We start from the raw sequence: 24,998 nt of genomic DNA on the forward strand, positions 1-24,998 counted from the left end.
CTCTCTGGAGTCCATGGAGAGCGTATTGATTGTCTCGGCGAGCATCGGCGCCGGTCACGATGGTTGCGCCGCGGAGATCGCGCGGCGCCTGGAGACGGCCGGCGTCGCCGTCCGGCGCGCCGATTACCTCGATCTGCTCCCCGCCGGGTGGGGACAAACCATCAAGCAGGCGTACGCCCGGCAGCTGACGTACGCGCCGGCCAGCTGGGGCTGGCTGCTGGACGCGATGGCCCGGCCGCCCGCGACCCGGTCCGCGGCCTGGCTGGCCACCAAGGCCGCCCAGCGCCGCCTGCGGGAAGCCACCGGGCCGTCCCCGGCCGCCGCCGTCTCCACGTACCCGCTCGCCACCCAGGTCCTCGGCCGGCTCCGGCTGGCCGGCCTGCTGACCGTGCCGGCCGTCGCCGTGCTGACCGACCCGGCCGTCCACCCGCTCTGCGTCGCGCCCGGCATCGACCTGCACCTGGCCCCGAACGAGGAGGCCACCGGCGTGATCCGGGACCGCTTCGGCCTGCCCGCGCTCACCAGCGAACCGCTGGTCGACCCGGCCTTCCGCCCGCGCCGCGGCCCCGCCGACGTCCTGGCCGCCCGGCAGCGCGTCGGCCTCCCCCCGGACGACCGCCTGGTGCTGGTGGTCGCCGGCTCCTGGGGCGTCGGCGACATCGACGCCACCGTGCACGACCTCATCGCCACCTCGGCCGCGATCCCCGTGGTCGTCTGCGGCCGCAACACCGCCCTGCGCGAGCGCCTCGCCGCGACCGGCAAGGTGATCGCCCTCGGCTGGGTGGACGACATGCCGTCGATGCTGCACGCCGTCGACGTCGTGGTGCAGAACGCGGGCGGCCTGACCAGCGTGGAGACTCTCGCCAGCGGCGTACCCCTGATCAGCTACCGCTGCCTGCCCGGGCACGGCGTCGCCAACGCGGCGGTGCTCGAGCGGCTCGGCCTCGCGACCTGGCCGCGCTCGGCGGCCGAACTGGGCCCGGCCCTGCGCGCCGCGCTGCGGGCCACGGTCGCGCCGCGGGTCGCCGCGCCGGACGCCACCGACCTGATCATGAAATCGGTGACCCGATGAGCCTCCTCGGCACGACCGTCGCCTCGCTCGCCCACCCTTTCCCGGCGGTCGCCGCCGTCGGCCCGCTGCGCCGCCGGCTGCTGCCCGGGCTGGCCGGCCTCGGCCACCCCCGGCACGTCGCGCTGACCTTCGACGACGGCCCGCACCCGGACGCCACCCCCGAGCTGCTGGACCTGCTCGGCCGGGCCGGCGTGCGGGCTACGTTCTTCCTGCTCGGCCGAATGGCCGAGGAGCATCCCGGCGTCGCCCGGGCGATCGTGGACGCCGGGCACGAGGTCGGCGTCCACGGTTACGAGCACCGGCTGCTGCTCAAGCAGGGCCCGGCCGCGACCCGGTTCGACCTCAGCCGGGCCACCGCCGCCATCACCGCGACGACCGGCGCGCAGCCGCGCTGGTGGCGGCCGCCGTACGGGGTGGCCAACGCCGCCGCCCTGCTCGAGGCCCGCCGGCTCGGGCTGCGGCCGGTGCTGTGGACCTGCTGGGGCCGCGACTGGACCGCCACCTGCACGCCCGATTCGGTGTACCGCGCCGTCCTGCGCAAACTGGACGGCGGCGGCACGATCCTGCTGCACGACAGCGACCACGCCGCCGTACCCAAGTGCTGGCTGTCCATGCTGGGCGCGCTGCCCGCGATCCTGACCACGTGCCGGGCGAGGGGGCTGGCCGTCGGCCCCCTCGCCGAGCACGGCCTGTCAGAGGCTGCGTAGCGCCTCCACCGGCGACAACCGGGCGGCCCGTCCCGCCGGGTACAGGCCGGCGAGCGCGCCGACCAGCAGCGCCGCGCCCAGTCCCGCCGCCAGCGCCGTCGGCGGCACGGAGACCGGGTTGCCGCCCAGCCGCGCGGCGACCGCCGTCGCCAGCACCCCCAGCCCGATCCCGAGCACGCCGCCGGCCGCGGCCAGCAGCGTCGACTCGAGCAGGAACTGGGCGGCGACGTGCCGCCGCCGGGCGCCCAGCGCGCGCCGCAGGCCGATCTCGCCCCGGCGTTCCAGCACCGAGATCACCATGATGTTGGCGATGCCCACCCCGGCGATGAGCAGCGCGATCCCGCCCAGCCCGAGGAACAGGCCGACGAACGCGCCCTTGGCCGCGATCCGGGCCACCAGCAGGTCGGACGGCCGGCGTACCTGGACGTCGTCCTTGCCGTCCGGCACGGTCGTGGCGGTGAGCACGGCGGCCACGTCGGCCACCTGGTCGGGGTCGGCCCGCAGGTAGATGCGGCTCGGCCCGGCCGCCCGGCCGAAGACCTGCTGGGCCTGACCGAAGCTGATCAGCGCCGCGACGTCGACCTCCGGCGCCACCGTGACCGGCGCGAGCACGCCGGTGACCGTGAAGTAGTGGTCGCCCAGCAGGATCTGCGTCGGGGTGTCCAGCGAGCCGATGCCGAGGATCTTCGCGGCCTCGTAGCCGAGGACCGTCACCGGATAGTGCTCGGCGGCCGCGTCGAGGTAGCGGCCCAGCAGCAGGTGCGCCGACATGGTCGGCAGCAGCGAGCCCTGGGCGGCCAGCACGTTCATGCCGCCGCTCTGCTCGGCCGGGATCGCCCGGCTCCGCCGCACGGTCACGTTGTCGACCGAGCCGACCGCGGTGACGGTCTGGACGGGCGGGATCCGCGCGATCATCGGCTCGGCCGTGTCCGGCAGGTTCACCGTACGGCCATTGATGGATTCGGCCGACGCCACCGTGAGCAGATTGCCCTGCTCGCCGAGCTGGGTCAGCAGATCGGCCTTGGCCGAATCGGCGATGCCCAGCACCGCGACCACCGCGGCCACGGCGATGGCGATGCCGAGCGCGGAGAGCGCGGCCCGGATGCGACGGGCCCGCAGGCCGCCCGTGGCCACGCCGATCGCGTCAGGAAGACGGAGCCGCGACGGCATGCTGCCCCCTCGAGTCGGCGACGATCCGGCCGTCGCGCAGATGGACCTGCCGGCGCATCGACGCGGCCACGTCGGCGTTGTGGGTGATCAGCACGACCGTCGTGCCGTCGCCGGCCCGGCTGGACAGCAGCTCGGCGATGCCGGCGCCGGTGGCCGAGTCGAGGTTGCCGGTGGGCTCGTCGGCCAGCAGCACCGCGGGGCGGCCGACGATCGCGCGGGCGATGGCGACCCGCTGCCGCTCCCCGCCGGAGAGCTGCCCGGCCCGGTGCCGGATCCGGCCCTCCAGGCCCACCTCGCACAGCACCTCGGCGGCCCGTTGGCGCCGGACCCGGCCCGGCACCCCCCGATACAGCAGGCCGGTCGCGACGTTGTCCAGGACGGTCAGGTGCTCGAGCAGGAAGAACTGCTGGAAGACGAAGCCGAGGCGGGTGGCGCGGACCTCGGACAGCTGCGGGTCGGACAGCGCCGACGTGTCGGTCCCGGCGATGCGCACCGAGCCGCTGGTCGGCCGTTCCAGCGTGCCGAGGATGCTCAGCAGCGTGGACTTGCCGGCCCCGGACGCGCCGACGATGGCCACCGTCTCGCCGGCGTCGACGACGAGGTCGATGCCGTCCAGCGCGGTCACCGCGGTCGGTGGCGGGTACTCCTTGCGCACCGCGGAGAGCTCGAGCGCGTGGGTCATGAGACCGGCACCTCCACCTTCGCGCCCTCGCGCAGGCCGTCGCCCTTGACCTCGACCAGCGTTCCGGAGAACAGGCCCGCGGTGACGCCGACGAGCCGCCGGGCGTCGCCGTCGAGCAGGTACAGGCCGTACCCGCCGCCGGCCAGCGCGACCAGGGCGGTGATCGGCACGGCGAGGACGTCCTTGACCGAGGCGTCGGTCACGTGGACCTCGACCGGCGCCTGGTCGAGGTCGGCCCCGGCGACCTGGTGGGCGAGCGTGACGGTGGCCCCGATCGTCGGCAGCTGGTCGGGGCCGCCGCGGCCCGCCTGGTCTGGATTGGGCGCGGTCGCCACGGTGGACAGCTGGGTCACCCGGCCGGGCACGGTCTGCCCGGCCGGGAGGGTCACCGTGACCGCGTCACCCGGGTGGATGACGTGCGAGTCGGTGACCGGTACGGCGAGGTTCACCGCGACGGTCGTCGAGGTGCCGGTCAGCAACGCCTCGCCCGAGCCGCCGACCGGGCCGCCGACCTGGGCGCCGAGCGTGGTGACCCGCATCCGCCCCGGCTGGAACGTGACCGCGCCCAGGTCGAGGCGGCCGGTGACCGGCTGGTGGGTGGCGTGCTGCCAGCGCCGCAGGGCGGCCGCGGTCGCGTGGGTGAAGCGCCCGTCGACGGTCAGGCCGGCGGTGGTCGCGTACCCCAGGGCGACGAGGTTGCTCTCCAGCGCGCGTACGTCCGGACCGGAGGTCACGCCGGCCGCGAGCGCCCGCCAGGCCGGCCGGTCGCCGTAGAGGAGCCGGACCGGCCGGTTGTCGACGGCGAAGACGGCCTGGCCCCGGGCGATCACCTGGCCCGGCCGCGGCAGCCAGGTCACCGTGCCGGCGTTCTGGCAGTACACCCGGTACGTGCCGGTGTAGCCGAGCGCCCCGGAGATGACGGTCGTCGTGGACAGGTCGGTGCGGGTGACGGTCGCGCTGCCGGTCGGCACGCGGGTCGCGGCCGGGGTCGGCTTCGGGGCGCTCTGGATCCACCAGCCGGCGCCGGCGCCCACGGCCACCACGGCGGCGGCGCTGCTCAGCACGGTTCGTCTACGCATGGCCGAGGTTCCCCAGGCTCGACTGCGCGGCCTCGGCGTCCAGGAACGACCGGCAGGCCTCGGCGGCCCGCTGCAGGATCGGATTCTGTTTGCCGCCCGGCGGCAGGGCCTCGGGGTCGAGGCTGAATCCCTTGCCCGGCGAGAAGTGGCTGTTGACGGTCGGGTCCTTGTAGTTGGGCAGGCCGTGCGCGCGCATGCACTGGGCCGACTTGACGCCCAGCTGGATCAGTGTGGGCGGCGGCGGCCCCTGGTCCCGGATCGCGAAGTTCGCGGCGTGGATGAGGGCCTGGCAGGCGTTCGTGGCCGCGTCCAGCTGCGGTCCGTCGAGGCTGCGCAGGGAGACGTCGTCGGTGTAGACGTAGCCGTCCGGGGTCAGCACCGGATCCTGGTAGTTCGGCGCGCCGTGCTCCCGGATGCACTGCGCGGCGTCGTGCAGCTTGGCTCGCCGCCCGGCGCCGGCGTCACCGGCCACGGCGTTCGGATTGTCGTCCTCCCGCTGCGCCCCGGCGCCGGCACTGGCGCCGGCGCCGCTGTTCGCCAGCCGCGGCACACTCGGCGTGGACGGATGGGAGCTGCAGGCACCCATACTCAGCAGCACGATCGCGGCCGCACCGGCCGCGCGGAACCGTTTCACCACGAAACCCCCGATCTCGCGTCTTCATCGGACGCCGACAGGTGTATCGGGTGGGCGGTGACACCACCGCTACGCGCCATGTAGGACGGATGTCACCTAGCGCCTGTGTCAGTCCGGCAGGCCGCGGACGAAGGCCCTCAGCAGGTCGCGCAGCGCGGTGAGGTCGGCGGCGGGCAGGCCGTCGAAGAGCTCGCCGGCGACCCGGTCGGCCGTCACCCGGGCGGACGCGAGCCGGGCCCGGCCCTCGTCGGTGAGCGCGACGGCCCGCGCCCGCCGGTCGCCGGGGACGGCCTGCCGCACGGCCAGGCCCATCGCCTCCAGCTCGTCGACCGTGCGCATCATGGTCGACTTGTCGCCGTCGAGCTCGGCGACGAGCCGGGCCTGGGTCGCCGGGCCGAGCCGGCCGAGGGTGTTGAGCACGCCGAACAGGCGGCCGTCGATGCCCAGCGGCTCGAGCGACCGGGCGAAGGCGCGCGCCGCCCGCTTGTGCGCGCCCGCCAGCAGCTGACCGATCTCGACGCCGACCGCGTTGTTCCCCGCCATGGCCCCACTCTACTCAACCGAGACCTTCTCGTTTGAGATGTTCTCGGATGAGAGTATATGGTGGCCGGGTGCACCGATGGACCCGATGGCCGCTGCGGATCACCGCATCCGTGGCCGCCCTGCTGCTCTTCGACCAGGCCGTCTACGCCGGCCAGTTCCTCGCCGGCACCTTCCCGGCCCTGCACACGCACCGGGAGAACGCGACGTTCGCCGGCATCGCGGTGCTGGTGGCCGGGGCCGCCGCCGCGCTGGTCCGATGGCCCGGCCGCGGACCGGTCTGGCCCCTGTTCGCGTTTCTCGGGCTGTTCGGGCTGATCGCGGCGCAGATCGCGCTCGGCTTCCTCCGGATCCTCGCGCTGCACATCCCGCTCGGGGTGCTGATCATCCTGGGCGGCCTGCTGCTCGCCGCCTGGTCGTGGCGCTACCGCCCGGCGGGGGAGCCGTCATGAGCCTGAGCCGTCGCCGCCTGCTCGGCGGCCTCTCCGCGATCGGCGCGGCCTCGGTGGCGGGGATTCAGATCCTTTCCGGTGTACGGGGGTCCTCCTCGACCGGTGAGCTGCTGCCCAGCCGCCGCGCCCTCCCCGAGCCGTTCACGCTGCCGTTCCGGGTGCCGCCGGTGCTGTCCCCGGTGCGCAGCGACGCGACCGGCGACCACTACCGGGTGACCCAGCGGGCGGCCACGGCCGAGATCCTGCCCGGAGTGCGCACGCCGATCTGGGGTTACGAGGGACAGTTCCCCGGCCCGACGATCCGCTCGGTGCGCGGCCGGCGCACGGTCGTGACCCACCGCAACGAGCTGCCGGTGCCGGTGGTGGTGCACCTGCACGGCGGCCACACCCCGGCCACCGAGGACGGCTTCCCCACCGACCTGCTCTACCCGGCCGGCTGGACCGGCGCGCACGAGCCGATGGACGGCGTCATGACGCACGGCAGCCGCGATTACGCCTATCCGATGGCACAGCCGTCCGCCACGCTCTGGTACCACGACCATCGGATGGACTTCACCGGTCCGGCGGTCTGGCGCGGTCTCGCCGGCTTCCACCTGATCACCGACCCCGCCGAGGCGAGCCTGGCGCTCCCGTCGGGCGACCGGGACCTGCCGATCATGATCGCCGACCGTTCCTTCGACGCCGACGGGTCGCTGCTCTACCCCAGCCTCGACCCGACTCTGCTGCACACGCCCGGCGTCCGGGAGCCGTACGGCTCGGGGGTGCTCGGCGACGTGATCCTGGTCAACGGCGTGCCGTGGCCGATCACGGAGGTGCCGGCGGCGCGTCACCGGCTCCGGCTGCTCAACGCCTCCAACGCGCGCCGGTACCGCCTGGCCCTCGACCCGCCCGCCCCGCTCGTGCAGATCGGCGCCGACAACGGCCTGCTCGAGTCGCCGATCCGGCACGACGCGATCGAGATCGCCCCGGCGCAGCGGTTCGACGTGGTCGTCGACTTCGGCCGCTTCCGCCCCGGCGACGTGGTGACCCTCCGCAACGAGTTCGGCGACCGCACCACGACCCCGGTCATGCGGTTCCGCGTCCGTCCCGCCGACGGCCCGGACCCGAGCCGGATACCCGACCGGCCGGCCGCGGCCCCGGCGCCGGCCGGTCCGGTGGCGGTGACCCGCGACCTGCGGTTCCGGCACGGCACGGTGAACGGGATGCCGGGCTGGACGATAAACGGGGAGCCGTTCGACCCGGGTCGCGCGGTGGCGGCGCCCCGGCTGGGCGACACCGAGATCTGGCGGCTCAGCTCCGACTTCCATCACCCGATCCACCTGCACCTGGCCTCGTTCCGGGTGCTGTCGCGCGGCATCGCCGGCCCGGGCGCCTACGACCACGGGCCCAAGGACACGATCGACCTGCGCCCGGCCGAGCAGGCGAGCATTCTCGTGCGGTTCACCGACCACCCCGGCCGGTATGTCTTCCACTGCCACAACCTCGAGCACGAGGACATGGGCATGATGGGCGTCTTCGCGGTCCGCTGAGACCGGGGGCTCGGCGTCAGAGGCCGAAGGGCCGCCCGAGCGAGGTGGCGCCGGCCGCGCAGCCCAGCAGCGGCAGGCCCAGCTGCTCCTCGGTGAACCGCAACGTCGAGCAGTGGGTCAGCGGTTCGCTCGTGCTGACGTGCCGGACGGCCGGCGCGATCACCAGGGTCGCGATGTGGTTGCTCCGCGACGTGCCCTCGTCCCACGTGACGATCACGGTGAGGCGGCCGGCCCGGTAGTCGGGACCGGCCATGATCTGGGACAGCCACCCGCGCAGCCAGTCGTCGCCGGCCGCGATCAGGTCGCGCGGGCAGCCCGGGGCGCCGTGCATGTCGTCGCAGGCGTCGGGGCTGACGAAGGCGTACGCGGGCAGGGTCCCGGCGGTGACGTCGTCGTGCAGGGCGCCGGCGCCGGTGGTGCCGAGCGGGACCACCCAGCGGCCGCAGTCGTCGCGCACCGGCCGGTAGTAGGTCGCGGGCACATGGCGTACGAGATAGCGATTGTGGTCTTGGAGAACGCACGTGCCCGGCGCCGACTCGGCATAGCCCCGCCACTGCCGGCCGGACGCGCCGATCTGCTGAAACACATTGTCGCTGGTCAATGGGTGTGCCTTGGGCGCCTTGTCGTCGCAGATGCCGTCGGTGGTGCCGCTGGTGAGCAGAATGTAGGCGGCCAGCGACGGGCAATGCGCCGGATAGCCGGCGTCGTAGTTCGTCGCGGTGCCGTAATCGGCGGCGAGCCGGTTGAGAAACGGGGCGTGCGAGCTGCCGATGATCTGGCCGTACCCGTGGTTCTCCTCGGCGATGATCATCACCTTGCGCCCGGGGTCCCTGGCCGGCGGGGAAACGCTCACGGACGGTTGCGGTGCCGATTCCGGTACGCCCGCGCACGCCCCGCCGGTCATCGCCGCGGCCACCAGAACGGCGGCGACACCCCTGGAGATGACCAGCGACAGTGGAGTGCTCATGGAGGCGGACATTACCGGCGGCTCCCTGAGAAAACGGTGAACGAGACCGTTTCCGCGCGTTATCCGGCAAGGCTCCAGACGACACCGGCGGCGCCGGCGATCACGCAGTAGATCGCGAACGGGTTGAGGGTCCGCGTCTCGAAATACTTCGTGAGAAACCGCAGCGACACGTACGCGGCGACGCCGGCCACGAGGCTGCCGGCGAGCACCGGGCCGAGGATGCCATGCCCCTCCGGCCCGGCCAGCTCGGGCAGCTTCAGCACGCCCGCCGCCGCGATCACCGGGGTGGCCAGCAGGAACGCGAAGCGGGCGGAGTCCTCGTGGGACAGGCCGCGCAGCAGACCGGCGCCGATCGTGGAGCCCGAGCGGCTGATGCCCGGCAGCAGAGCCAGGATCTGCGCCGAACCGATCAGAAGGGCCTGTCGCCAGCTCTGGTTCGCGATCCGGTGATCCGACTCGATCCCGCCGTTGCCGGCCGAGACGCCGTCGCCGGACCCGGTCGCCGCCGAGCTCGCGTACGTGCCGTCGGCGCCCACCAGCACCGGGACGTTGCGCTGCCGGCTGCGCAGGCGCTCGACCGACGCCAGGAGGATGCCGTTGACGATCAGGAACACGGAGGCGGGCAACGGGCGGCCCAGCGCCGTCCGGACGGTGTGCTCGAGGGCGAGCCCGACCAGCCCGACCGGGATCGTCGCGACGATCAGCAGCCAGGCCAGGCGCTCGTCGGCGTTCGTGATCGAGCGGGTCCGCACCGAACTGATCAGGCCGCGCACGATGCGTACCCAGTCGGAGCGGAAGAACCAGACCAGCGCGACGGCCGTCGCGACGTGGACCGCCACCACGAAGGCGAGGTACGGCGACTGGTCGGCGCTCATGCTCAGGTCGCGCGCCCAGCGGCCGCCGATCACCGCGGGGAGCAGGACGCTGTGCCCGAGACTCGAGACCGGGAACAACTCGGTGACACCCTGCAGCAGCCCGATGACGATCGCTTCGGGATAGGTCAGTGACGCAGCCATAGCGGCGGATCCTCCCAGCCCTCACCTGAACCTTTCCTGAAGGTGTCACACGGGCTCCAGCCGCGGCTTCTAGTCGAGCGGGGAACGGGCGACTCCGGCCGGCTCCCGCCCGGCGAGCAGCCAGGACGCCGCCGCGGCGACCAGGGGCAGACCGACGATCAGGCCGGTCAGGTGCTCGACGGGCACGGCGGCGAGCGCGTGCAGGTTCTGGTGGTACCAGGCGATCAGCGCGGCGTAGGCGCCGGCCGTGCCGAGCACGGCGCCGAGCAGCGCCAGGGCCAGGGCGGTCGCCGCGGTGAGCCGCCGCCGGGTGCCGGCGCCGGCGCCGTTCGCGGCGAGGGTGCGCAGGTCGCGGCCGGCCTCGCTGCGGATCAGGCCGACCGTCATGGCGAGCACGCCGAGCGCCACGCCCGCCCCGATCGCGGTCGCGCCGGTGCGCAGCCGGGAGAGATCGGCGGCCAGCGGCCGGGTCTCGACGGACAGGGCCAGGCCGGCCCCGCGCGCCGTCTGCTCCGCCTTGTCGACCTGGGCCGGTGTGAGCTCCTTCGCCGCGGTGACCAGCCAGCCGACCGGTGCCGGGGAGACGCCGAGCGCCTTCAGGCCGTGCTCGGTGATCAGGGTCGTGGGGTCGGACGAGTACGCCGGCAGCCCGGCCTCGTACTGCACCTTGGGTTGCCAGTTCTCGGCCGCACGCCCGGCGCCGATGAGCCGGTAGCCGGACAGGTCGCGGTGCGAGGTGAGCACGTCGGTCTCCGGGTCGATCGAGCCGGCCGGAATTCCGTACCGCTGAAGGATCTCGGGGGTGGCGAGCAGCAGCGGGATCATCTCGTCCCCGTGGTACTCGGTGTCACCCCCGACGCGGTGCGGGATGGCGAAGGTCACCACCGGCTTGCCGCTGACCCCGGCCTCGTCGGCGGACTCGATCCTCGCGTCCGGGCTGATCCCGCCGGTCAGGCCGATCGGCGTGCCGCCCTGGACGAGCCCGGCGATCAGGGAGACCGCGGACCGGGCGCGGGCCGTCTGAGCCGCGTCCAGCTGCGGGATCGGGCCCTGGATCCCATTCGGGGTGAGCCAGACGACCAGCTCGTTGTCGGGCAGATTCCCGCCGGAGGGGGATGCGGCCTGGGCCGCGCCGGCGCCGATGATGATCGCGGCGGCGATGCCGGTGGCCATGCTGATCGCGGCGAGCGCGGCGCCGGAGCGGGCACGGTAGCGGGCCAGGTCGCGCAGGGCGATGCGGGCCGCGACCGGGCAGGCGCGGGCGACCGGGGCCAGGGCGGCGATCAGGAGCGGGGCGAGCAGCAGCACCCCGGCCGCGGTGCCGACGATGCCACCGATGCCGATCAGCGGCCGGTCCGGGTTGTTGACGGCCAGCAGGGTGAGCCCGGCGGCCAGCAGCACGGCGCCGAGCAGGGCGAACCGATGCGCGGGCCGGGGCTGCGGGGGCCGGGCGGCGAGGGCCGCCACGACCGGCACGCGGGCGGCGGCGCGGGCCGGCCACCACGCGGCCGCGATCGCGGTGAGCGTGGCCAGCACCAGCGCGAGCAGCAACGGCAGCCACGGCAGGCCGAACCGGTCGATGCGGTGCTGCACGATCGTTTCGAGGCGCGGGACGAACAGCAGCCACGCGCCCAGCCCGATGACGCCGCCCAGCAGCGCGGCCACTCCCCCGACCACGGCGCCGTTGGCCAGCATGACCAGGCGCAGGTGGCGGTGGCGGGCGCCGATCGCGGCGAGCATGCCGAGGGCGCGCAGGCGGCGCTGGGCGAGCACGGTGAATCCGGCCGCGGCGAGCAGGCCGACGAAGAGCAGGCCGACGGTGGCCAGGATCAGCACGATGAAGGCGGGGTCGGTGCCGGCGGAGTCGCGGGGCTGGACCTCGGCGCCGTCCGGCCGGTGCACGGCGGCGAACTGCGCGGCGGTGGCCCGCACCAGCACGGTGACCCGGTCGGGCGAGCCCACCTGCCCGGGCGGGACCAGGGCGAAGGTGTCGAGGAGGTTGGCCGGGTTCTCGACCAGGCCGACCACGGTCCAGGTGTTCGCGCCCTCGTGCCAGGTCGCGCCGAGGGCGAGGTGGAAGAGGCCGGCGGTGCGGGCGCTGACCGCGATCTCGCCGGCCGTGGCCGGGTAGCGGCCCTCGTCGAGCCGGAGCATCGACCGGCCCAGGGCGCCCGTCGGCGACTGGTCGCGCAGGTCGACCGGGTTGGCCGAGCCCGGCACGGGGATCTTCCGGTGGTTGATCACCTCGGTGGCCGGATAGGTCCCCAGCGCCGGGGTGCTGCCGCGGAAGGTCATCAGGTAGTCGGCGTCACCGAACTGGGCGGAGCCGGGCGGGAGCGCGGCGCCCGCCGAGCCGAGGCCGAACACGGTGGCCGCGACGGCGATCGTCAGCAGCGCCAGCACGAGCGCCTGGCTCCGCCACTCACGCCGGAAGAGGCGCCACGACCATCGGGTCACGGCGATCCGGGCACTCATCGCTCGGCCTCCAGCAGGGACTCGGGGCCGGGCGGCGGCGAGGTGTGGTCGATGACCCGGCCGTCGCGCAGGAACACCACGCGGTCGGCCCAGGAGGCGAGCTGCGCGTCGTGGGTGACGACCACGGCGGCGACGCCCCGCTTGCACGCGGCGAGGATGAGCCGCATGACCGCCTCGCCGGTGACCGAGTCGAGCGCGCCGGTGGGCTCGTCGGCCAGCAGCAGCCGCCGGTCGCCGACCACGGCCCGGGCGATCGCGACCCGCTGGCGCTCGCCGCCGGAGAGCTGATCGGGGAAGTGCCCGGCCCGGTCGGCCAGGCCGAGCAGGTCGAGGGCCTCGAGGCCGCGCTGCCGCGCCCGGCGCCCGCTCAGGCCGTCCAGCTCGAGCGGCAGCGACACGTTCTCCACGGCGGTGAGGCCGGGCAACAGGTTGAAGTCCTGGAACACGTACCCGATCGAGCGGCGGCGCAGCCGGGCCAGCTCGTCGCGGCTCATGCCGGCCAGCGGCGCGCCGCTCACCAGCACCTCGCCGGCGGTCGGCGACTCCAGGCTGCCGGCGATCGTGAGCAGCGTGCTCTTGCCGGAGCCGCTCGGGCCCATCACCGCCACCATCGTGCCCGGGTCGACGGCGAGATCGACCCCGCGCAGGGCGGCCACCTCGGCCGGGCCCTGTCCGTACGTCTTGGAGACGTCACGCATCTCGAGCACGCTCATCGCCGCCCTCCGACCCGGCGCCGCATCTTGGGCAGCGGCCCGGTGTTCGTGGCCCGCGCGGGAGCCGGCTCCACCGACGCCCGGCGCAACCTCCCGTCGGCCGAGTCCAGCCACCGGATCACCGAGTCGAGCCGGAACAGCTCGGCGTCGACCACCAGGGCGAAGCTCAGGTCGGTGCCGTCCTCGTCCTCCTTGAGGCGCGTCCACCGCTGCATCAGCTCGACGAGGTACCGCCGGTGCACCTGAATGACGTCGTGCACGTCGACGCCCGGCATCCGCGCCGCCACCAGAATCTTGATGACCAGCTCGTCCCGCGGCGGCGCGGCCAGATCGGGCGGCGTCCGCAGCCAGCCGGTCAGCTCCTGCTCGCCACCCTCGGTGATCCGGAACCCCTTCTGCGGCCCCGGATCGGCCGCGTCGTCCGACTCGACCAGCCCATCCCGCTCGAGGCGCTGCAGCGTCGTGTAGACCTGCCCGACGTTCAGCGGCCACACCTCACCGGTCCGCTCGACGAACTCCTCACGCAGCTGAAGCCCATACTTGGGCCCCTCGGCCAGCAGCGCCAACAGCGCGTGCCGCACGCTCACAACGTCACCCCGCTAAGTATCATGTCGGGGATAATACTGAGTATATAGCGAGATGGCCAGGGCCTTCGAGATGAGAGTCGCGTCGCCAGCGCCGCGTTGGTCAGTTAGCGCGTCGCCAGGAACCGCCGCGGCGGCCACGCGCCTCGCTCGTCGACGGGTCCAGCCCTCGTCGACGGCCCGCCGGAACAGCCCCGCAGGCCGGTGCGTGTCAGCCGAGGACTGAGCCGCCGCCGTCGACCACCAGGTGGGCGCCGGTTATCCAGGAGGATTCGTCGGAGGCCAGGAAGATCGCGGCGTTGACCACGTCCTCGGCTCGGCCGTGGCGGCCCAGCGGGATGCGGTCGAGCACCACGCGTTTCATGCGGTCGGGCGGGTCGGCAAGCATGGGGGCGGTGTTCGGCGTCTCGATCAGGCCGGGGCTGATGACGTTGGCGCGGATTCCGTGCGGGCCGCCCTCGACGACCAGTTGCAGGGTGAGCGCCACGACGCCGCCCTTCGCGGTGCTGTGTGCGTTCTGCGGCATGAACTCGACGCCGCGGATCGCCGCGATCGAGCCGACGTTGACGATCGAGCCGCCGCCGTGGCGCTTGAGGTGGGGCCAGGCCGCCCGCACGGTGTAGTAGACGAGGCTGAGCTCGTTGCGCATGGTGAAGTCCCACTGCTCGACGGTGAGCTCGTCGAGGGCGCCGAAGCGCTGCGCGGAGGCGTTGTTGTAGAGCACGTCGATGCCGTCGTGCACCGCGACCGCGGCGTCCACCCATTCTTTCGCCTGCGCGGCGTCGCCGAGATCGACGCCGCCCATCACGTGGATGTCACCGCCGGCATCGCGTACGGCCTTCTCGGTCGCCGCCGCGGCCGCGTTGTCCAGGTCGCAGCCGATGACGCGGGCGCCCTCGGCGGCGAAGAGCGCGGCGGCGGTCGCGCCCATCCCGCCGCCCACGCCGGTGATGAGCGCGATCTTGCCGGCGAGCCGGTTCAGGGACATGGCGGGCCTTCCTGGTGTGACGCGGGCGGGAGGTGATCGCCATGGTCACACAAGGGCCGACGCGGCGGGAACGACTTGGGGAGATCGAAGGCCGGCCCGCCGGCCTCGCGGGACTGATGCGCGGGGCCCGCGAGGCCGGCGAGGGACGCCGGAGCCGGCGTCCCTCGGTCCGGCGTCAGCCGGAGATCTTGCCGGTGCGGAAGTGCCCGACGGGACGGTTTTCATTTTCCGGCGGTTTCCGGGGACGGTTGTTCTGTCTTCCACTGTGATATACGTCAGTCAATGAGTCCCATTTGCAGGTTTGTTGCAGAATCGATCGTGGAATTGGCCCGGGACGATGCGTCGGCGCCGGTGGGTGTAGCGTGCTGCCCTCGTGAGGGCTTGGCTTCGGCCGGCGACGGCGCTGGTCATAGTGGCGGGTCTGCTCGGCGGGTGTGGTCTGTCATCGCGGGAGTCGGACTGCCCCGGCGGCAAGGTGGCGCCAGTTTCCGGCGGAGCCTCGTCGGGCCGGCCCGCGGTGGCCGATGCGCTCTGGGTCGCCGACGGCGCCGGGTCGGTGCGGTCCCTGGATAGCACCGGAAAGGTCACCGGTGGCGTTTCCGTGCCCGGCACTGAGCCGCGGCTGACGCCGGCGCTTGTCCCGGGCGGCGGGAAGTTGTGGGTCTATCGGTATGACACGGGCGACCTTGCGCTGATTGATCCGGTTGCCGCCCGCGCGGTTCGCCGTCTCAACGTGCCGCCGGCCCAGCCGCTTGTGGACAACCAGGTTCTGTGGGGACACGGCTTTCTGTGGATAGTGCAACCCGGCACGCTGTGGCGGATATCCACAACCGGCCGGTATACGCAGACCCCCCTGCCGGCCGGCTTCTCTCCGGGAGCGGCGGCGGTGACCGAGCGCTGGCTCTGGCTGGGCGCCGGGAAACACCTGCTCCGCATCGACCCGGGCCGGCCGGACGCTTTCGCCGAGGCGGCATTCCCGGAGTACGTCGGCGAGCTCTCGTACGCCGGCAATGGTCTGACCGCCATCGGCGTCAACTCGCCGACGGTCCGCCGCCTGAACCCCGACACGGGCGCGGTGGTCGGCGAGACCCGGCTGCCGCACGACGAGTTGGCGTTGTCGCTGGCCGGCGGCTGGGCGGTCGGCAACTGCGGCGACGTGGTACGCCTGACCGACGGTCTGACCGTTCGCGTGTCGGACATCTCGCAGGATCTGCCGTCGGTGGTGGCGCTCGGCGACCTCTGGGTGGGCGACGAGGTGACGTCCGAGATCGTCCGCATCGACGGGGAGACCGGTCGGGTCCGCGCGAGAATTCCATTCACCGCGGCCGACCCCGACGATCCCGCCTTCAACCTGATCGCCGGCCCCGGCAGCGTCTGGGTGGTCGACGGCGGCGTCTCCCGCATCGACCCGGCGGCCAACACCGTCACCCGGATCCTGCCGCCCACCGCCGGCGCGAACGTCGTCGCGTTCTGACCCGGCGTCCACCCTGCCGGGTCGGCGCGGAACAGACCCGGGTCGGCGCGGAATCCGGCGCTGTTAAATCGGGCGGTCGTCGCGGTGGGCGCCGTAGAAGGCCGTCTGCCGCGCCATGATCTCGCGCATCGGGGTGCCGCGGGGGACCCCGTAAACCGTGCCCGGGAAATCGAGTTCGCGCTGAACCGCCCACAATTCCTCATGCCGATCCGGCGAGAACAGCTCGGCCGGATTCCCCGCCGCGATCCACCCGATCGGGACCACCGTCCCGGGCGGCAGCGTCGAGCCGACGTGCAGCACGCTGTTGATCCGCAGCTCCGACCCGGCCCCGGCCACCGACCCCGGGAAGAGCGAGGCGCCGGTGGCCACGAAGACCCCGTCCTCGAGGATCGCGCCGTTCACGTGAGCGTGCGGCCCGATCAGCACCGCGTCCCCGATCGTGATCGGGTTGCGCGCACGCCCGCGGACCAGCGCATGCTCCATCACCACGACATCCGCGCCCGTACGGATCTCACCGTCCTCGGCGGTCAGTACCGCGCCGTGCAGAATGCGAGCGCGCTCCCCCAGAATCACCCGCCCACACAGCACGGCACTCGGCGCGACATAAGCCGACTCCGGAACCACCGGCCGTTCCCCGCGATGCTCGATCAGGCTCATCCGTCCTTCTTAGTCGATCGCGCCCCTCAACCGATCGACTTTCCCGGCGGGTCGCCTTCGGCACGCGAACCGCTGCACGCGAACCGCTGTCAGCCGCCCACTCCCACCAGCGGCTCATCGTCGCCTGCGCAACCCGGCCCCGCCCGACCCGGCGCGACCCGACCCGGCGCGACCCGACCCGGCGCGACCCGNCCCGACCCGGCGCGACCCGACCCGGCGCGACCCGACCCGGCGCGACCCGGCGCGACCCGGCGTGACCCGGCGCGGCGCGGCGCGGCGCGGCGCGGCGCGGCGCCGAGAGTCAGTCGATCGCCTCGGTGAGAGCCCGCTCGAACCGCTCCTGATCCCACCCCGCCTCGAGCGCCTCCCGCACCACCGCAGCCTGCGTCCGCGGGGCAAGCCCTCCGATCGGCTGGTGCTTGTCGAGATTGGTAGGAAACGCATACCCCTCGGCCGAGGCCGCGATCACGTTCTCCACGTTGCCGCCGAAATGGCGCAGCACCGGATAGAGCGCACGGAGCATCGCCGGCCGGTCGACCGTCTCCATCGCCCGGCCGAACGCCGACGAAACCTGCAAAAGGTTTGCCATTCGCCGTACGCTATTGGTCTTATTTGTCCCGGCGCCGTGGAAAAGAGCCGGGTTGAAGAACGCGGCATCGCCCTTGGCCAGCGGCAGCTGCACGCGATGCTCGTCGAAGTAGGCCGTGAACTCCGGCCGGTGGAAGGCGATGTACCCGGGCCGATACCGCTGGGAGTAAGGCAGATAGAGCGTCGGACCGGTCTCGATCGGCATGTCGACGTGCGCGACCGCGCCCTGCAGCGTCAGCATCGGCGACAGCGCGTGAATGTGCGCCGGATACCGCAGCGCCTGCTTCTGCGACATGAACCCGAGGTGGTAGTCCCGGTGCGCCACCTGCGCCGTCCCACCCGGATTGACCACGTTGACCTGCGACGTCACCTGGTACCCGGTACCCAGCCACGCCTCACAGACCAGCGCCAGCGTGTCGTTGTCGTAGTAGCCGGCGAACGTGGCCGGGTCACGCAGCGCGAACTTGTCGAGCGCGCCCCACACCCGATCGTTCGCTCCCGGCTTCGCGAAGTGATCGCCTCCGACCGTTCCCGACGCCCTTTGAGCGGCGATCAGATCGTTGAACACCCCGGTCGCCCCATCCACCACCTCCGCATCGAAGGCACCGGCGAACACCGCCACACCAGGCCCGTCGAGGAAGGCCCGCACCAGCTCCGCCTGCACCTCGCGATCGTTCGCCAGCGTCCCCGGATAGATGAGCACGTTGTCGACCACATCGATCGCGTGCGGATAGTCGCCCAGTTCCGTCTTCTGCTCACAGACCGCCCGGAACTCGGAGAGGTCACAATCCGCGGCGGTGAACCATGTCGTCATGCCGTCACGCTAGGTCACCGCGCGACATCGAAGAACCTTGAAAATCCCTCAAAACAACCTCATCGTGTACGGGGTGAAGCACCCGTACCGAATTCGCGAGATAGCCGCCCAGTCCGGCCTCAGCGAAGCCACCGTGGACCGGGTGCTGCACGACCGCCCCGGCGTACGCCCGAGCACGATCCGCGAGGTCCACCAGGCCATAGCCGATCTGAACCGTCAGCAGACGCAGGTACGCCTGGCCGGCCGCCCCTTCATGATCGACGTGATTGTCCAGGCCCCGCCGCGCTTCTCCGCCGCCATCCGCGCCGCGCTAGAGGCCGAACTGCCCGCCCTGCGCCCGGCCGTCATCCGCGCCCGCTTCCATCTGCTGGACGGCCCGTCCGCGCAGGACGTGGTGGCCGCGCTCGACCGGGTCACCCGCACCCGGTCGCACGGCGTGATCCTCAAGGCCCCGGACGTACCCGACATCGTGGCCGCGGCCCGCCGCGTGCCCACTCCCCTGGTCACGCTCGTCACCGACCTGCCCACCACCCCGCGCATCACCTACGCCGGCCTCGACAACCGGGCCGCCGGCGCCACCGCCGCCTACCTGATCCAGCAATGGCTGGGCCCCCGCTCCGGCGACGTCCTCGTGGTGCGCGGCCACGGCGAGTCCCGTGGCGAGTCGGAGCGCTCCGCCGGCTTCGTGGCCGAAATAGCCGGCGCACGCCGCCTAATCGAGGTGGTGGACGCCTCCGACAGCCCGGTTGCCGACGGCATCCGCCGAGTCCTGGCCACGTCCCCCGCCGTACGCGCCGTCTATTCGATGTACGCCGGCCCCGGCGGCAACGCGGCCGTGGTCGACGCCTTCGCCACCGTCGCCCGCCGCTACGACGTCTTCGTGGCCCACGACCTGGACGAGGAGAACACCGCCCTGCTGCGCGCCCGCAAGCTCTCCGCGGTGCTCCACCACGACCTGCGCACCGACCTGCGCCGAGCCTGCCGAGCCCTGATGCAGGCTGGCGGGCTCGTCCCCGGCCCGATCCGCACCAACCCGTCCGCGGTCCAGGTCATCACCCCGCACAACGCCCCACCGGTCGAGTTCTAAGCACTCTCCGAACCCGAGGTCTCAGCCCTCGCCGGACGGCCAACCGGGCGACCCCGCCCGGCGACCCCGCCCGGCGACCCCGCCCGGCGACCCAACCGGGCGACCCACCCGGGGCGACCCAACCGGGGCGACCCGCCCAGGCGACCCAACCAGGCGACCCGACCGGGTGGCCCCGCCGGGCGACCCAACCGGGGCGACCCAGCCAGGCGACCCAGCCAGGCGACCCCGCCAGGCGACCCAGCCAGGCGACCCCGCCAGGCGACCCAGCCAGGCGACCCCGCCGGGCGACCCCGCCGGGCGACCCCGCCGGGCGACCCCGCCGGGCGACCCCGCCGGGCGGCCCCGCCGGGCGGCCTCGCCGGGCTCAGCGGGCGACATGCGACTGATGCCGGGTGCGCGGGATGCCGGGCGGTGGTCGCGGGAACGGGGTTTCCGGGCTGGCGAGGGGCGCGCGGGACCCGGAATCCGAAATGGCTATTCCATCGGCGTACGGGAATGGTTTGAGGGTTTAAGCTCCCTTGCGGCTCGCGATCGCCTCGAGGAAGATCTCGCCGATCTTGGCCGGGTCGGTGGCGATGAAAACGCCGCCGGAGCCGGCCGCCTTGGTGATCGCCTCCAGCTCGCTGCGGTCGATCGCCGTGCCCATGCCGATAATGATCATCCGGACCGGGCGCTTGGGGTCGCGCAGTTTGGTCATTTTATCGACCAGCTGTCCGATGGTAAGACCACCCGGGTTGTCGTTCTGGCCGTCGGTGTAGATCACCACCGAGTTCGACACGCCCGCCTGCCACCCCTTCTGCACGGCCTGGTACGCGGCGAGCGCGGTGTCGTACAGGCCGGTGTCACCGCCGGTCTTCGGCACGATCTTGTCGATCGCCGCGAGCAGCTCGGGCCGGTGCCCGGCGCAGGAGAGGATCGGCAGGTTCTCCTTCCACGGCCGCGTCCCGACCATGTCGGTGGAGAACGTCCAGTTCCCCACGGACCAGCGGTCGTCGAGCAACGCCAGCCCCTGCCGCGCCACCGCCTGCGTCACCTGGGCCCGGGTAAGGCCGCCGGCGGTCGGCACCTTCGCCTTCATCGACGCGGACACGTCGAACACCGCGAGCATCCGGCCCGGCTGGGTGATAGCCGTCCAGCTGCCGAGCAGCTGCCCGATCGCGGCCGACACCGCCTCCGGGTCGGGCGCGGCCGGCGGCGCCACGGTCTCCGGCGCGCTCTTCGGGGCGGCGAAGCCCGCTCCGGCGGTGCCGGTCGCTCCGCGTACGCCCGCCTTGGCCAGGTTTTGAAGGAAAGCCGGCGTGCCGAGCGCCTTGCGCAGCTTGACGGCGGCCGACACCTTCACCGGGTCGACGCCCGGCATCACCGCGAATGGATAGTCCAGCACGACCGACGCCGGCTGCGGATAGATCGCCGCCAGCCGGATCGCGGGCTGCTTGGCGTTGTACGCGATCACGTCGGCCTCGGACAGCGGCGCCATCCCGACCCCGTTGCCGGCCTCCTCGGCGGACTGCGGAAACTTCGCCAGCAGGTCGCTGCGGATGCTGGAGCTGTTGGCCGACAGCGCCCGCATCACGCCGACCTTGAGCGTGGCCGCCGACGCGTCGGTCCCGGCCGCCCCCGCGAAGGCGAGCAGCCCCGCCAGCCCCGTCGCGTCGCGCTGCGGATCGACGATCGCCGGCCGCAACGACTTGTCGGTCGCCACCTTCTTGACAAGATCCTTCAATCCGGGCGTACGCCCCGGCCACCCGAGCGCCGACGCCGACGGCTCGGGCACGGCCAGCACGATGGGGCTCTCCGCGATCGACCCGAGCGGCGTCGGCGTGAACCCCGGCGCCTCCGCCGCGATCCGCAACAGCCAGGTGCTCGAGTCCGGAATCCAGGCGTCGACGTCGGCCGACACCTTGCCGGGCGCCGCACCACCGAGGTTGACCCCGTGCTTGCTCCCGACCGCGGCCGCCTGAGCGGTGGAGTCGGCCGCGCTCACCGAGACGGCGACACACTCCGTGCCGACCTTGGCGTCGTCGCCCTTGACCCACGTGTCCGCCGCCGCCTTGACCGCGGGCGCGACCTCCGGCGCGACCGCCAGCGACAAATTGACCGTGGCCGAGCAGCGCCGGCCCGAGAATTCCTGGTAACCGGCCCAGGCCCCGCCCGTGATGACGATCACGGCAAGAGCCGAGGCGGTAACCACAAGTCCCGTGCGGTGCAGTGAACGATGACGGCCGGGCATCGGGCCATCATGATCTCCAAACCCACACTTTGACCATGGACTCCGCCGGGAAAAATTTCACTGATAATGCACATAGACACCCCGGCCCCGGCTGAGCCGTTCCCCCCGATTTCCCGTACGCCCCGGCCGCACGTCCTGGGCGCCCGGGCGGCGGGGATCGGCGTTGCGTGGGATGTGGTTCCGGGAATCGGGCTGGCAGGGTGGGTCCATGTCGGACGAGGACGCCGCGTATCTGGCGGGGTTGGAGCGGGAGCAGGCCCGCGCGCTGGCCCGGGTGAACGGCCCGGGCCTCGAGGCGCTGCGCCGGTACCTGGCGGCCGGGGAGGCGGTGGCGTTCCTCGGAGCGGGGGCGTCCGCGCCGCTGTACCCGCTGTGGGCGGGAACCATCGGCGCGCTCGTGGACGCCGCGGCGCACCGCCTCACCCCGGACGAGGCCGCGACCTGCCGGGCGATGGCCGGCCAGGCGCCCGAGGAGGTCGTGGAGATTCTGCGACGCCAGCTGGGAGCGGCAGACTTCCGCGAGGCGTTGCGGGAGGCCTTCCAGGTCCGGCGGGATCAGGTGTCCGGCCGCACCTGGACCGAGGTGCAGGAGTTGGTGTGCCGCTGCGCGTTCAAGGGCGTCGTCACCACCAACTACGACCCCGGGATCGTGGACGCGCGTAACCGGGTGCGGCGGGATGCGGTGGGGACCGGGTTCATGTCGTGGACGGATGAGGACGCGCTCGACCGCTGGCACACCGGAGACGTCTTCGGCGACGTGGAGTTGCCCGTGCTGTACGCGCACGGCCGGCACACCCAGCCCGAGGCGATGGTGCTGGCCACCACCGAGTACCGGCGTGCCTATGCCGGGAAGCTGTCGCGGGTGCTGGCCGCGATGGTGAACGCCGGGCGCCTGGTCTGGATCGGGTTCAGCTTCACCGACCAGCGGGTCGCCGCGATCCTGCGGGAGGTCGCCCAGGCCTCCGGCACCCGGGTCGATCCGGGAGCGGCACCCCGGCACGTGGCGATCCTGCCGTGGGACCCGGACGCCGGCGACAACGATCCCGGTGTGCTGGCGCGGCGGGCAGAGATCGGCTACGGCGCCCGGGTGGTGTTCTATCCGGCTCCCGGTGGCGATCACATGGCGCTGTCCGCGTTGCTGGCCGACGTCGTCGACGAGCGTTTCCCCCCGGTGCCCGTCGTGCCGGACGTCCTGCCGCCCAGCAAGCCGGACACCAGCTTGCCCAACTCCTGGACGCCGCCGGCGGAGCCGGTGCCGAACTTCACCGGCCGGGCCGAAGAACTGGCACGACTGTCGCGGTGGGCCGCCGATCCGTCGGTGCGGTTGATCGGGGTGACCGCCTGGGGCGGCGCCGGCAAGACCGCGCTGGTCACCGAATGGCTCGACAACCGCAACGGCGCCGCCGCACGGCCGGGAACGGCGGGGACGTTCGCGTGGAGCTTCTACGCCAACGCCTCCGCCGAGAGGTGGGCCGACGCGCTCCTGGAATGGGCTGCGCGTCATTACGGATTTCGCCCGTCCGGCCGCCGGCGGCCCGGAGCGGCGGTGCTCGCCCTTCTGGAGGCCGTGCCGTTGGCCCTCGTGCTCGACGGTCTGGAAATGGTGCAGGAGGGACCGGCCGAGGGCGAGTTCGGGCGCCTGCTTGACGGCACCCTGCGCGAGGTGCTCACCGGCGCCTGCCAGATCGGGCACCAGGGCCTGGTCGTGTTGACCTCCAGGTTCCCGTTCGCCGATGTGGAGCGCTTCGACGGAGGCGCGGCGCGCATGCTGGATGTACCGCCGTTCACCCCGGCCGAGGGGGCCGGACTGCTCGCGGCCTCGGGCGGTGGCTGGCTGCCCGAACACGAGCGGCAAGAGTTTGTCGCGATGGTGGACGGCCACGCCTTGGCCGTCGCCGCTCTGGGCGCCGTGCTCGCCGACCGGCCACCTACCGACGACCTGATCGGCCTCCGCACCGAACTGGCCGAGGCGGCCGGAACGAACAGCCGGGTCGCGAAGGTGCTCAACTTCTACGCCACCCGGCTGACCGAAGCCGATCGGTACCTGGTCGCCGCGGTGGCACTGTTCGCCCATCCGGTCATGCCGTCGGCGGTGCTGATCGTGGCCGAGCACGAGGCGTTCGGCCGCCGCCTGGACGGCTGGACGGCCGGCCGGGTCGAGGCGGCGGCCAGCGATCGGCTGACCGGCCTTCTTTCCCGGCATCCGGACGGCACCCTCTCAGCACACCCGCTCGTACGCGATGCGTTTCGCCCGCTGGCGCTGAAAGCGGCCGAGGTTGCCGCGGACGTCACGCTGAGCGGCCTGCCCGAGGGGAGGATCGCCAACCGCGAGGACGCGCTGCCGTTGGTCGAAACCATCGAATTGCTCATCGCCGCGGGCCATTGGCAAGCGGCTGATGACCTCTACAGCAACCGCTCCGACAACGGTGCCGCATGGGTGGAGTTACCGGCCGCCCGGCTCGGGCAGCGGGCCGCCTCGGCGTTCGTTGGCACCATGGATCGGCGCGCCGGGTGCGGCCACCACCTTGGCCACACGGGGCTCGCCTTCTATCTGAACAATGTCGCTCTGCAGGCGTTCCATTGCGGAGATTTGATGTCGGCCTTGGAGTATGTGGATGCCGCCATCAGTGATGAAGTGGACTCCGGAGACCAGACCAGCGACGCGAACGACCTCATGATCCGGGCTGCCTGCCTGGGCCGTCTCGGCGACATCGACGCGGCGCTTCAGGCAGCCGAACAGGCCGCGGCTCTGGCCGCACAGACCGGCGACGAATTCTCCATCATCAGTGCGGCGACGTGTCGGGGATGGCTGCTCATGCAGGCCGGGGACACCCTCCTCGCCGAGGAGCAATTCCTGGTCGCTGAACGCATGGAGAGGGCCGACGGTTACGAATCGTCCTCGTCCGGAGCCTTCTGGTGGGCAGACCTTCTCGCTCGCACGGGACGGAAGGATGCAGCCCTGGAGCTGGTTCAGCGCGGACGCTCCTGGTGTGATGAACGAGGTTGGAACGACGAAGTGGCACGTTGTGACCTGATCCTGGGCTCCCTGGATCTGGCCGCCGGCGATCCCCGCGCCGCGATGGACAAGGTGGCCGGCGCGGTGGTCGTCTTCCGCGACGGCGACCGCCTGGTGGACCTGGCCGAGAGCCTGCCTCTGCTCGCCGGATGTGCCGTCGCGACCAGCGATCTGCACGCCGCCGGACAGTACGTCGTCGAGGTGCTCAACCTCGCCGCCCCGCGCGGGCTTGTCCTGGCGCAGGCGACGGCGCTCGCCGTCCGCGCCGGCATCCACGCCGACCGGGTGGCGGCGGGCGACCCCGCCCATCTCGGACCGGGCCGCGATGCCGCCGAGGCCGCCCACCGCCTCGCCCTGCGTCATCGCCTGGCATGGCACGAGCTTGATGCTCTCGAGGCACACGCCCGGCTGGATACCGTCGAGGGACGCGATCGTGGCTGGGCGGCCAAGGCCGCCGCCCGGCGCGCCCGGCTCGTCCCAGCCGGCCTCGACCCCAATCCCCTGGCCGGCCTCGCCGGGTGAGA

At 72.9% G+C, this 24,998-nt stretch carries 21 protein-coding genes; 7 read left to right on the top strand and 14 right to left on the bottom strand.

Features of this window, described 5'->3' with window-relative positions:
* Window positions 1-13: 13 nt before the first annotated feature.
* Together A3CQ_RS51915 and A3CQ_RS0107800 are read left to right on the top strand one after the other, a co-directional pair.
* A complete protein-coding gene (locus A3CQ_RS51915; protein ID WP_084698970.1) occupies window positions 14-1,072 on the top strand; it encodes an MGDG synthase family glycosyltransferase in 1,059 nt (352 codons plus the stop codon).
* A complete protein-coding gene (locus tag A3CQ_RS0107800; protein WP_020510366.1) occupies window positions 1,069-1,779 on the top strand; it encodes a polysaccharide deacetylase family protein in 711 nt (236 codons plus the stop codon). Before A3CQ_RS51915 ends, A3CQ_RS0107800 begins: the two co-directional genes overlap by 4 nt.
* On the opposite strand, the gene A3CQ_RS0107805 is transcribed toward A3CQ_RS0107800, so the two are convergent.
* The 5 genes from A3CQ_RS0107805 to A3CQ_RS51925 form a co-directional block, all read right to left on the bottom strand.
* Window positions 1,765-2,949 (bottom strand): ABC transporter permease, encoded by a 1,185-nt coding sequence (locus A3CQ_RS0107805; protein ID WP_020510367.1) that lies wholly within the window; start codon window positions 2,947-2,949, stop codon window positions 1,765-1,767. The genes A3CQ_RS0107800 and A3CQ_RS0107805 overlap by 15 nt on opposite strands.
* Entirely contained in the window at window positions 2,924-3,631 is a 708-nt protein-coding gene (locus A3CQ_RS0107810; protein ID WP_020510368.1) for an ABC transporter ATP-binding protein, read from the bottom strand. Before A3CQ_RS0107810 ends, A3CQ_RS0107805 begins: the two co-directional genes overlap by 26 nt.
* Entirely contained in the window at window positions 3,628-4,710 is a 1,083-nt protein-coding gene (locus A3CQ_RS51920) for a peptidoglycan-binding protein (RefSeq protein ID WP_040431863.1), read from the bottom strand. The genes A3CQ_RS0107810 and A3CQ_RS51920 overlap by 4 nt, the downstream gene beginning before the upstream one ends.
* Window positions 4,703-5,344: a hypothetical protein gene (locus tag A3CQ_RS0107820; protein ID WP_157295492.1), complete on the bottom strand. Its 642-nt coding sequence runs from the start codon at window positions 5,342-5,344 to the stop codon at window positions 4,703-4,705. Before A3CQ_RS0107820 ends, A3CQ_RS51920 begins: the two co-directional genes overlap by 8 nt.
* 108 nt (window positions 5,345-5,452) lie before the next feature.
* Window positions 5,453-5,887, bottom strand: a complete 435-nt coding sequence (locus A3CQ_RS51925; RefSeq protein WP_020510371.1) for a MarR family winged helix-turn-helix transcriptional regulator — start codon at window positions 5,885-5,887, stop codon at window positions 5,453-5,455.
* Between the two features lie 68 nt (window positions 5,888-5,955).
* On the opposite strand from A3CQ_RS51925, the gene A3CQ_RS0107830 reads away from it, so the two are divergent.
* Together A3CQ_RS0107830 and A3CQ_RS0107835 are read left to right on the top strand one after the other, a co-directional pair.
* Window positions 5,956-6,336, top strand: coding sequence for a hypothetical protein (locus tag A3CQ_RS0107830; RefSeq protein ID WP_020510372.1), 381 nt, complete (start codon window positions 5,956-5,958; stop codon window positions 6,334-6,336).
* On the top strand, window positions 6,333-7,865 hold the full coding sequence (locus A3CQ_RS0107835; protein ID WP_026205436.1) for a multicopper oxidase family protein: 1,533 nt from the start codon (window positions 6,333-6,335) through the stop codon (window positions 7,863-7,865). Before A3CQ_RS0107830 ends, A3CQ_RS0107835 begins: the two co-directional genes overlap by 4 nt.
* Before the next feature lie 16 nt (window positions 7,866-7,881).
* Here A3CQ_RS0107835 and A3CQ_RS0107840 read toward each other — a convergent pair whose 3' ends face one another.
* The 6 genes from A3CQ_RS0107840 to A3CQ_RS0107870 form a co-directional block, all read right to left on the bottom strand.
* Complete coding sequence (locus A3CQ_RS0107840; protein ID WP_157295494.1) at window positions 7,882-8,832, bottom strand: alkaline phosphatase family protein; 951 nt, start codon at window positions 8,830-8,832, stop codon at window positions 7,882-7,884.
* Window positions 8,833-8,891: 59 nt separating this feature from the next.
* A complete protein-coding gene (locus tag A3CQ_RS0107850; RefSeq protein WP_020510376.1) occupies window positions 8,892-9,848 on the bottom strand; it encodes an undecaprenyl-diphosphate phosphatase in 957 nt (318 codons plus the stop codon).
* 69 nt (window positions 9,849-9,917) lie between these two features.
* Window positions 9,918-12,323 (bottom strand): FtsX-like permease family protein, encoded by a 2,406-nt coding sequence (locus A3CQ_RS51930; RefSeq protein WP_020510377.1) that lies wholly within the window; start codon window positions 12,321-12,323, stop codon window positions 9,918-9,920.
* Window positions 12,320-13,036 carry an ABC transporter ATP-binding protein gene (locus tag A3CQ_RS0107860; RefSeq protein WP_020510378.1) on the bottom strand — a complete coding sequence of 239 codons (717 nt, stop codon included), beginning with the start codon at window positions 13,034-13,036 and terminating at the stop codon, window positions 12,320-12,322. The genes A3CQ_RS51930 and A3CQ_RS0107860 overlap by 4 nt, the downstream gene beginning before the upstream one ends.
* On the bottom strand, window positions 13,033-13,623 hold the full coding sequence (locus A3CQ_RS0107865) for a PadR family transcriptional regulator (RefSeq protein ID WP_020510379.1): 591 nt from the start codon (window positions 13,621-13,623) through the stop codon (window positions 13,033-13,035). Before A3CQ_RS0107865 ends, A3CQ_RS0107860 begins: the two co-directional genes overlap by 4 nt.
* A 208-nt stretch (window positions 13,624-13,831) precedes the next feature.
* A complete protein-coding gene (locus tag A3CQ_RS0107870) occupies window positions 13,832-14,608 on the bottom strand; it encodes an SDR family NAD(P)-dependent oxidoreductase (protein WP_020510380.1) in 777 nt (258 codons plus the stop codon).
* Window positions 14,609-14,981: 373 nt separating this feature from the next.
* On the opposite strand from A3CQ_RS0107870, the gene A3CQ_RS0107875 reads away from it, so the two are divergent.
* Complete coding sequence (locus A3CQ_RS0107875; protein WP_157295496.1) at window positions 14,982-16,082, top strand: NHL repeat-containing protein; 1,101 nt, start codon at window positions 14,982-14,984, stop codon at window positions 16,080-16,082.
* A 63-nt stretch (window positions 16,083-16,145) separates the two neighbouring features.
* On the opposite strand, the gene A3CQ_RS0107880 is transcribed toward A3CQ_RS0107875, so the two are convergent.
* Both A3CQ_RS0107880 and A3CQ_RS0107885 read right to left on the bottom strand, forming a co-directional pair.
* Window positions 16,146-16,739 (bottom strand): gamma carbonic anhydrase family protein, encoded by a 594-nt coding sequence (locus A3CQ_RS0107880; protein ID WP_020510382.1) that lies wholly within the window; start codon window positions 16,737-16,739, stop codon window positions 16,146-16,148.
* Window positions 16,740-17,040: 301 nt separating this feature from the next.
* The gene (locus tag A3CQ_RS0107885; RefSeq protein WP_020510383.1) at window positions 17,041-18,141 is read right to left on the bottom strand and encodes a phytanoyl-CoA dioxygenase family protein; all 1,101 of its coding nucleotides are present in this window, start codon (window positions 18,139-18,141) and stop codon (window positions 17,041-17,043) included.
* Between the two features lie 37 nt (window positions 18,142-18,178).
* On the opposite strand from A3CQ_RS0107885, the gene A3CQ_RS0107890 reads away from it, so the two are divergent.
* On the top strand, window positions 18,179-19,228 hold the full coding sequence (locus A3CQ_RS0107890; protein ID WP_245577110.1) for a LacI family DNA-binding transcriptional regulator: 1,050 nt from the start codon (window positions 18,179-18,181) through the stop codon (window positions 19,226-19,228).
* 508 nt (window positions 19,229-19,736) lie between these two features.
* Here A3CQ_RS0107890 and A3CQ_RS0107895 read toward each other — a convergent pair.
* Window positions 19,737-21,395, bottom strand: a complete 1,659-nt coding sequence (locus A3CQ_RS0107895) for a VWA domain-containing protein (RefSeq protein ID WP_020510385.1) — start codon at window positions 21,393-21,395, stop codon at window positions 19,737-19,739.
* 271 nt (window positions 21,396-21,666) lie between these two features.
* On the opposite strand from A3CQ_RS0107895, the gene A3CQ_RS0107905 reads away from it, so the two are divergent.
* Window positions 21,667-24,996: an SIR2 family NAD-dependent protein deacylase gene (locus tag A3CQ_RS0107905; protein WP_040431866.1), complete on the top strand. Its 3,330-nt coding sequence runs from the start codon at window positions 21,667-21,669 to the stop codon at window positions 24,994-24,996.
* Window positions 24,997-24,998 lie beyond the last annotated feature (2 nt).

The organism is Paractinoplanes globisporus DSM 43857 (assembly GCF_000379645.1).
Lineage (GTDB): Bacteria > Actinomycetota > Actinomycetes > Mycobacteriales > Micromonosporaceae > Actinoplanes > Actinoplanes globisporus.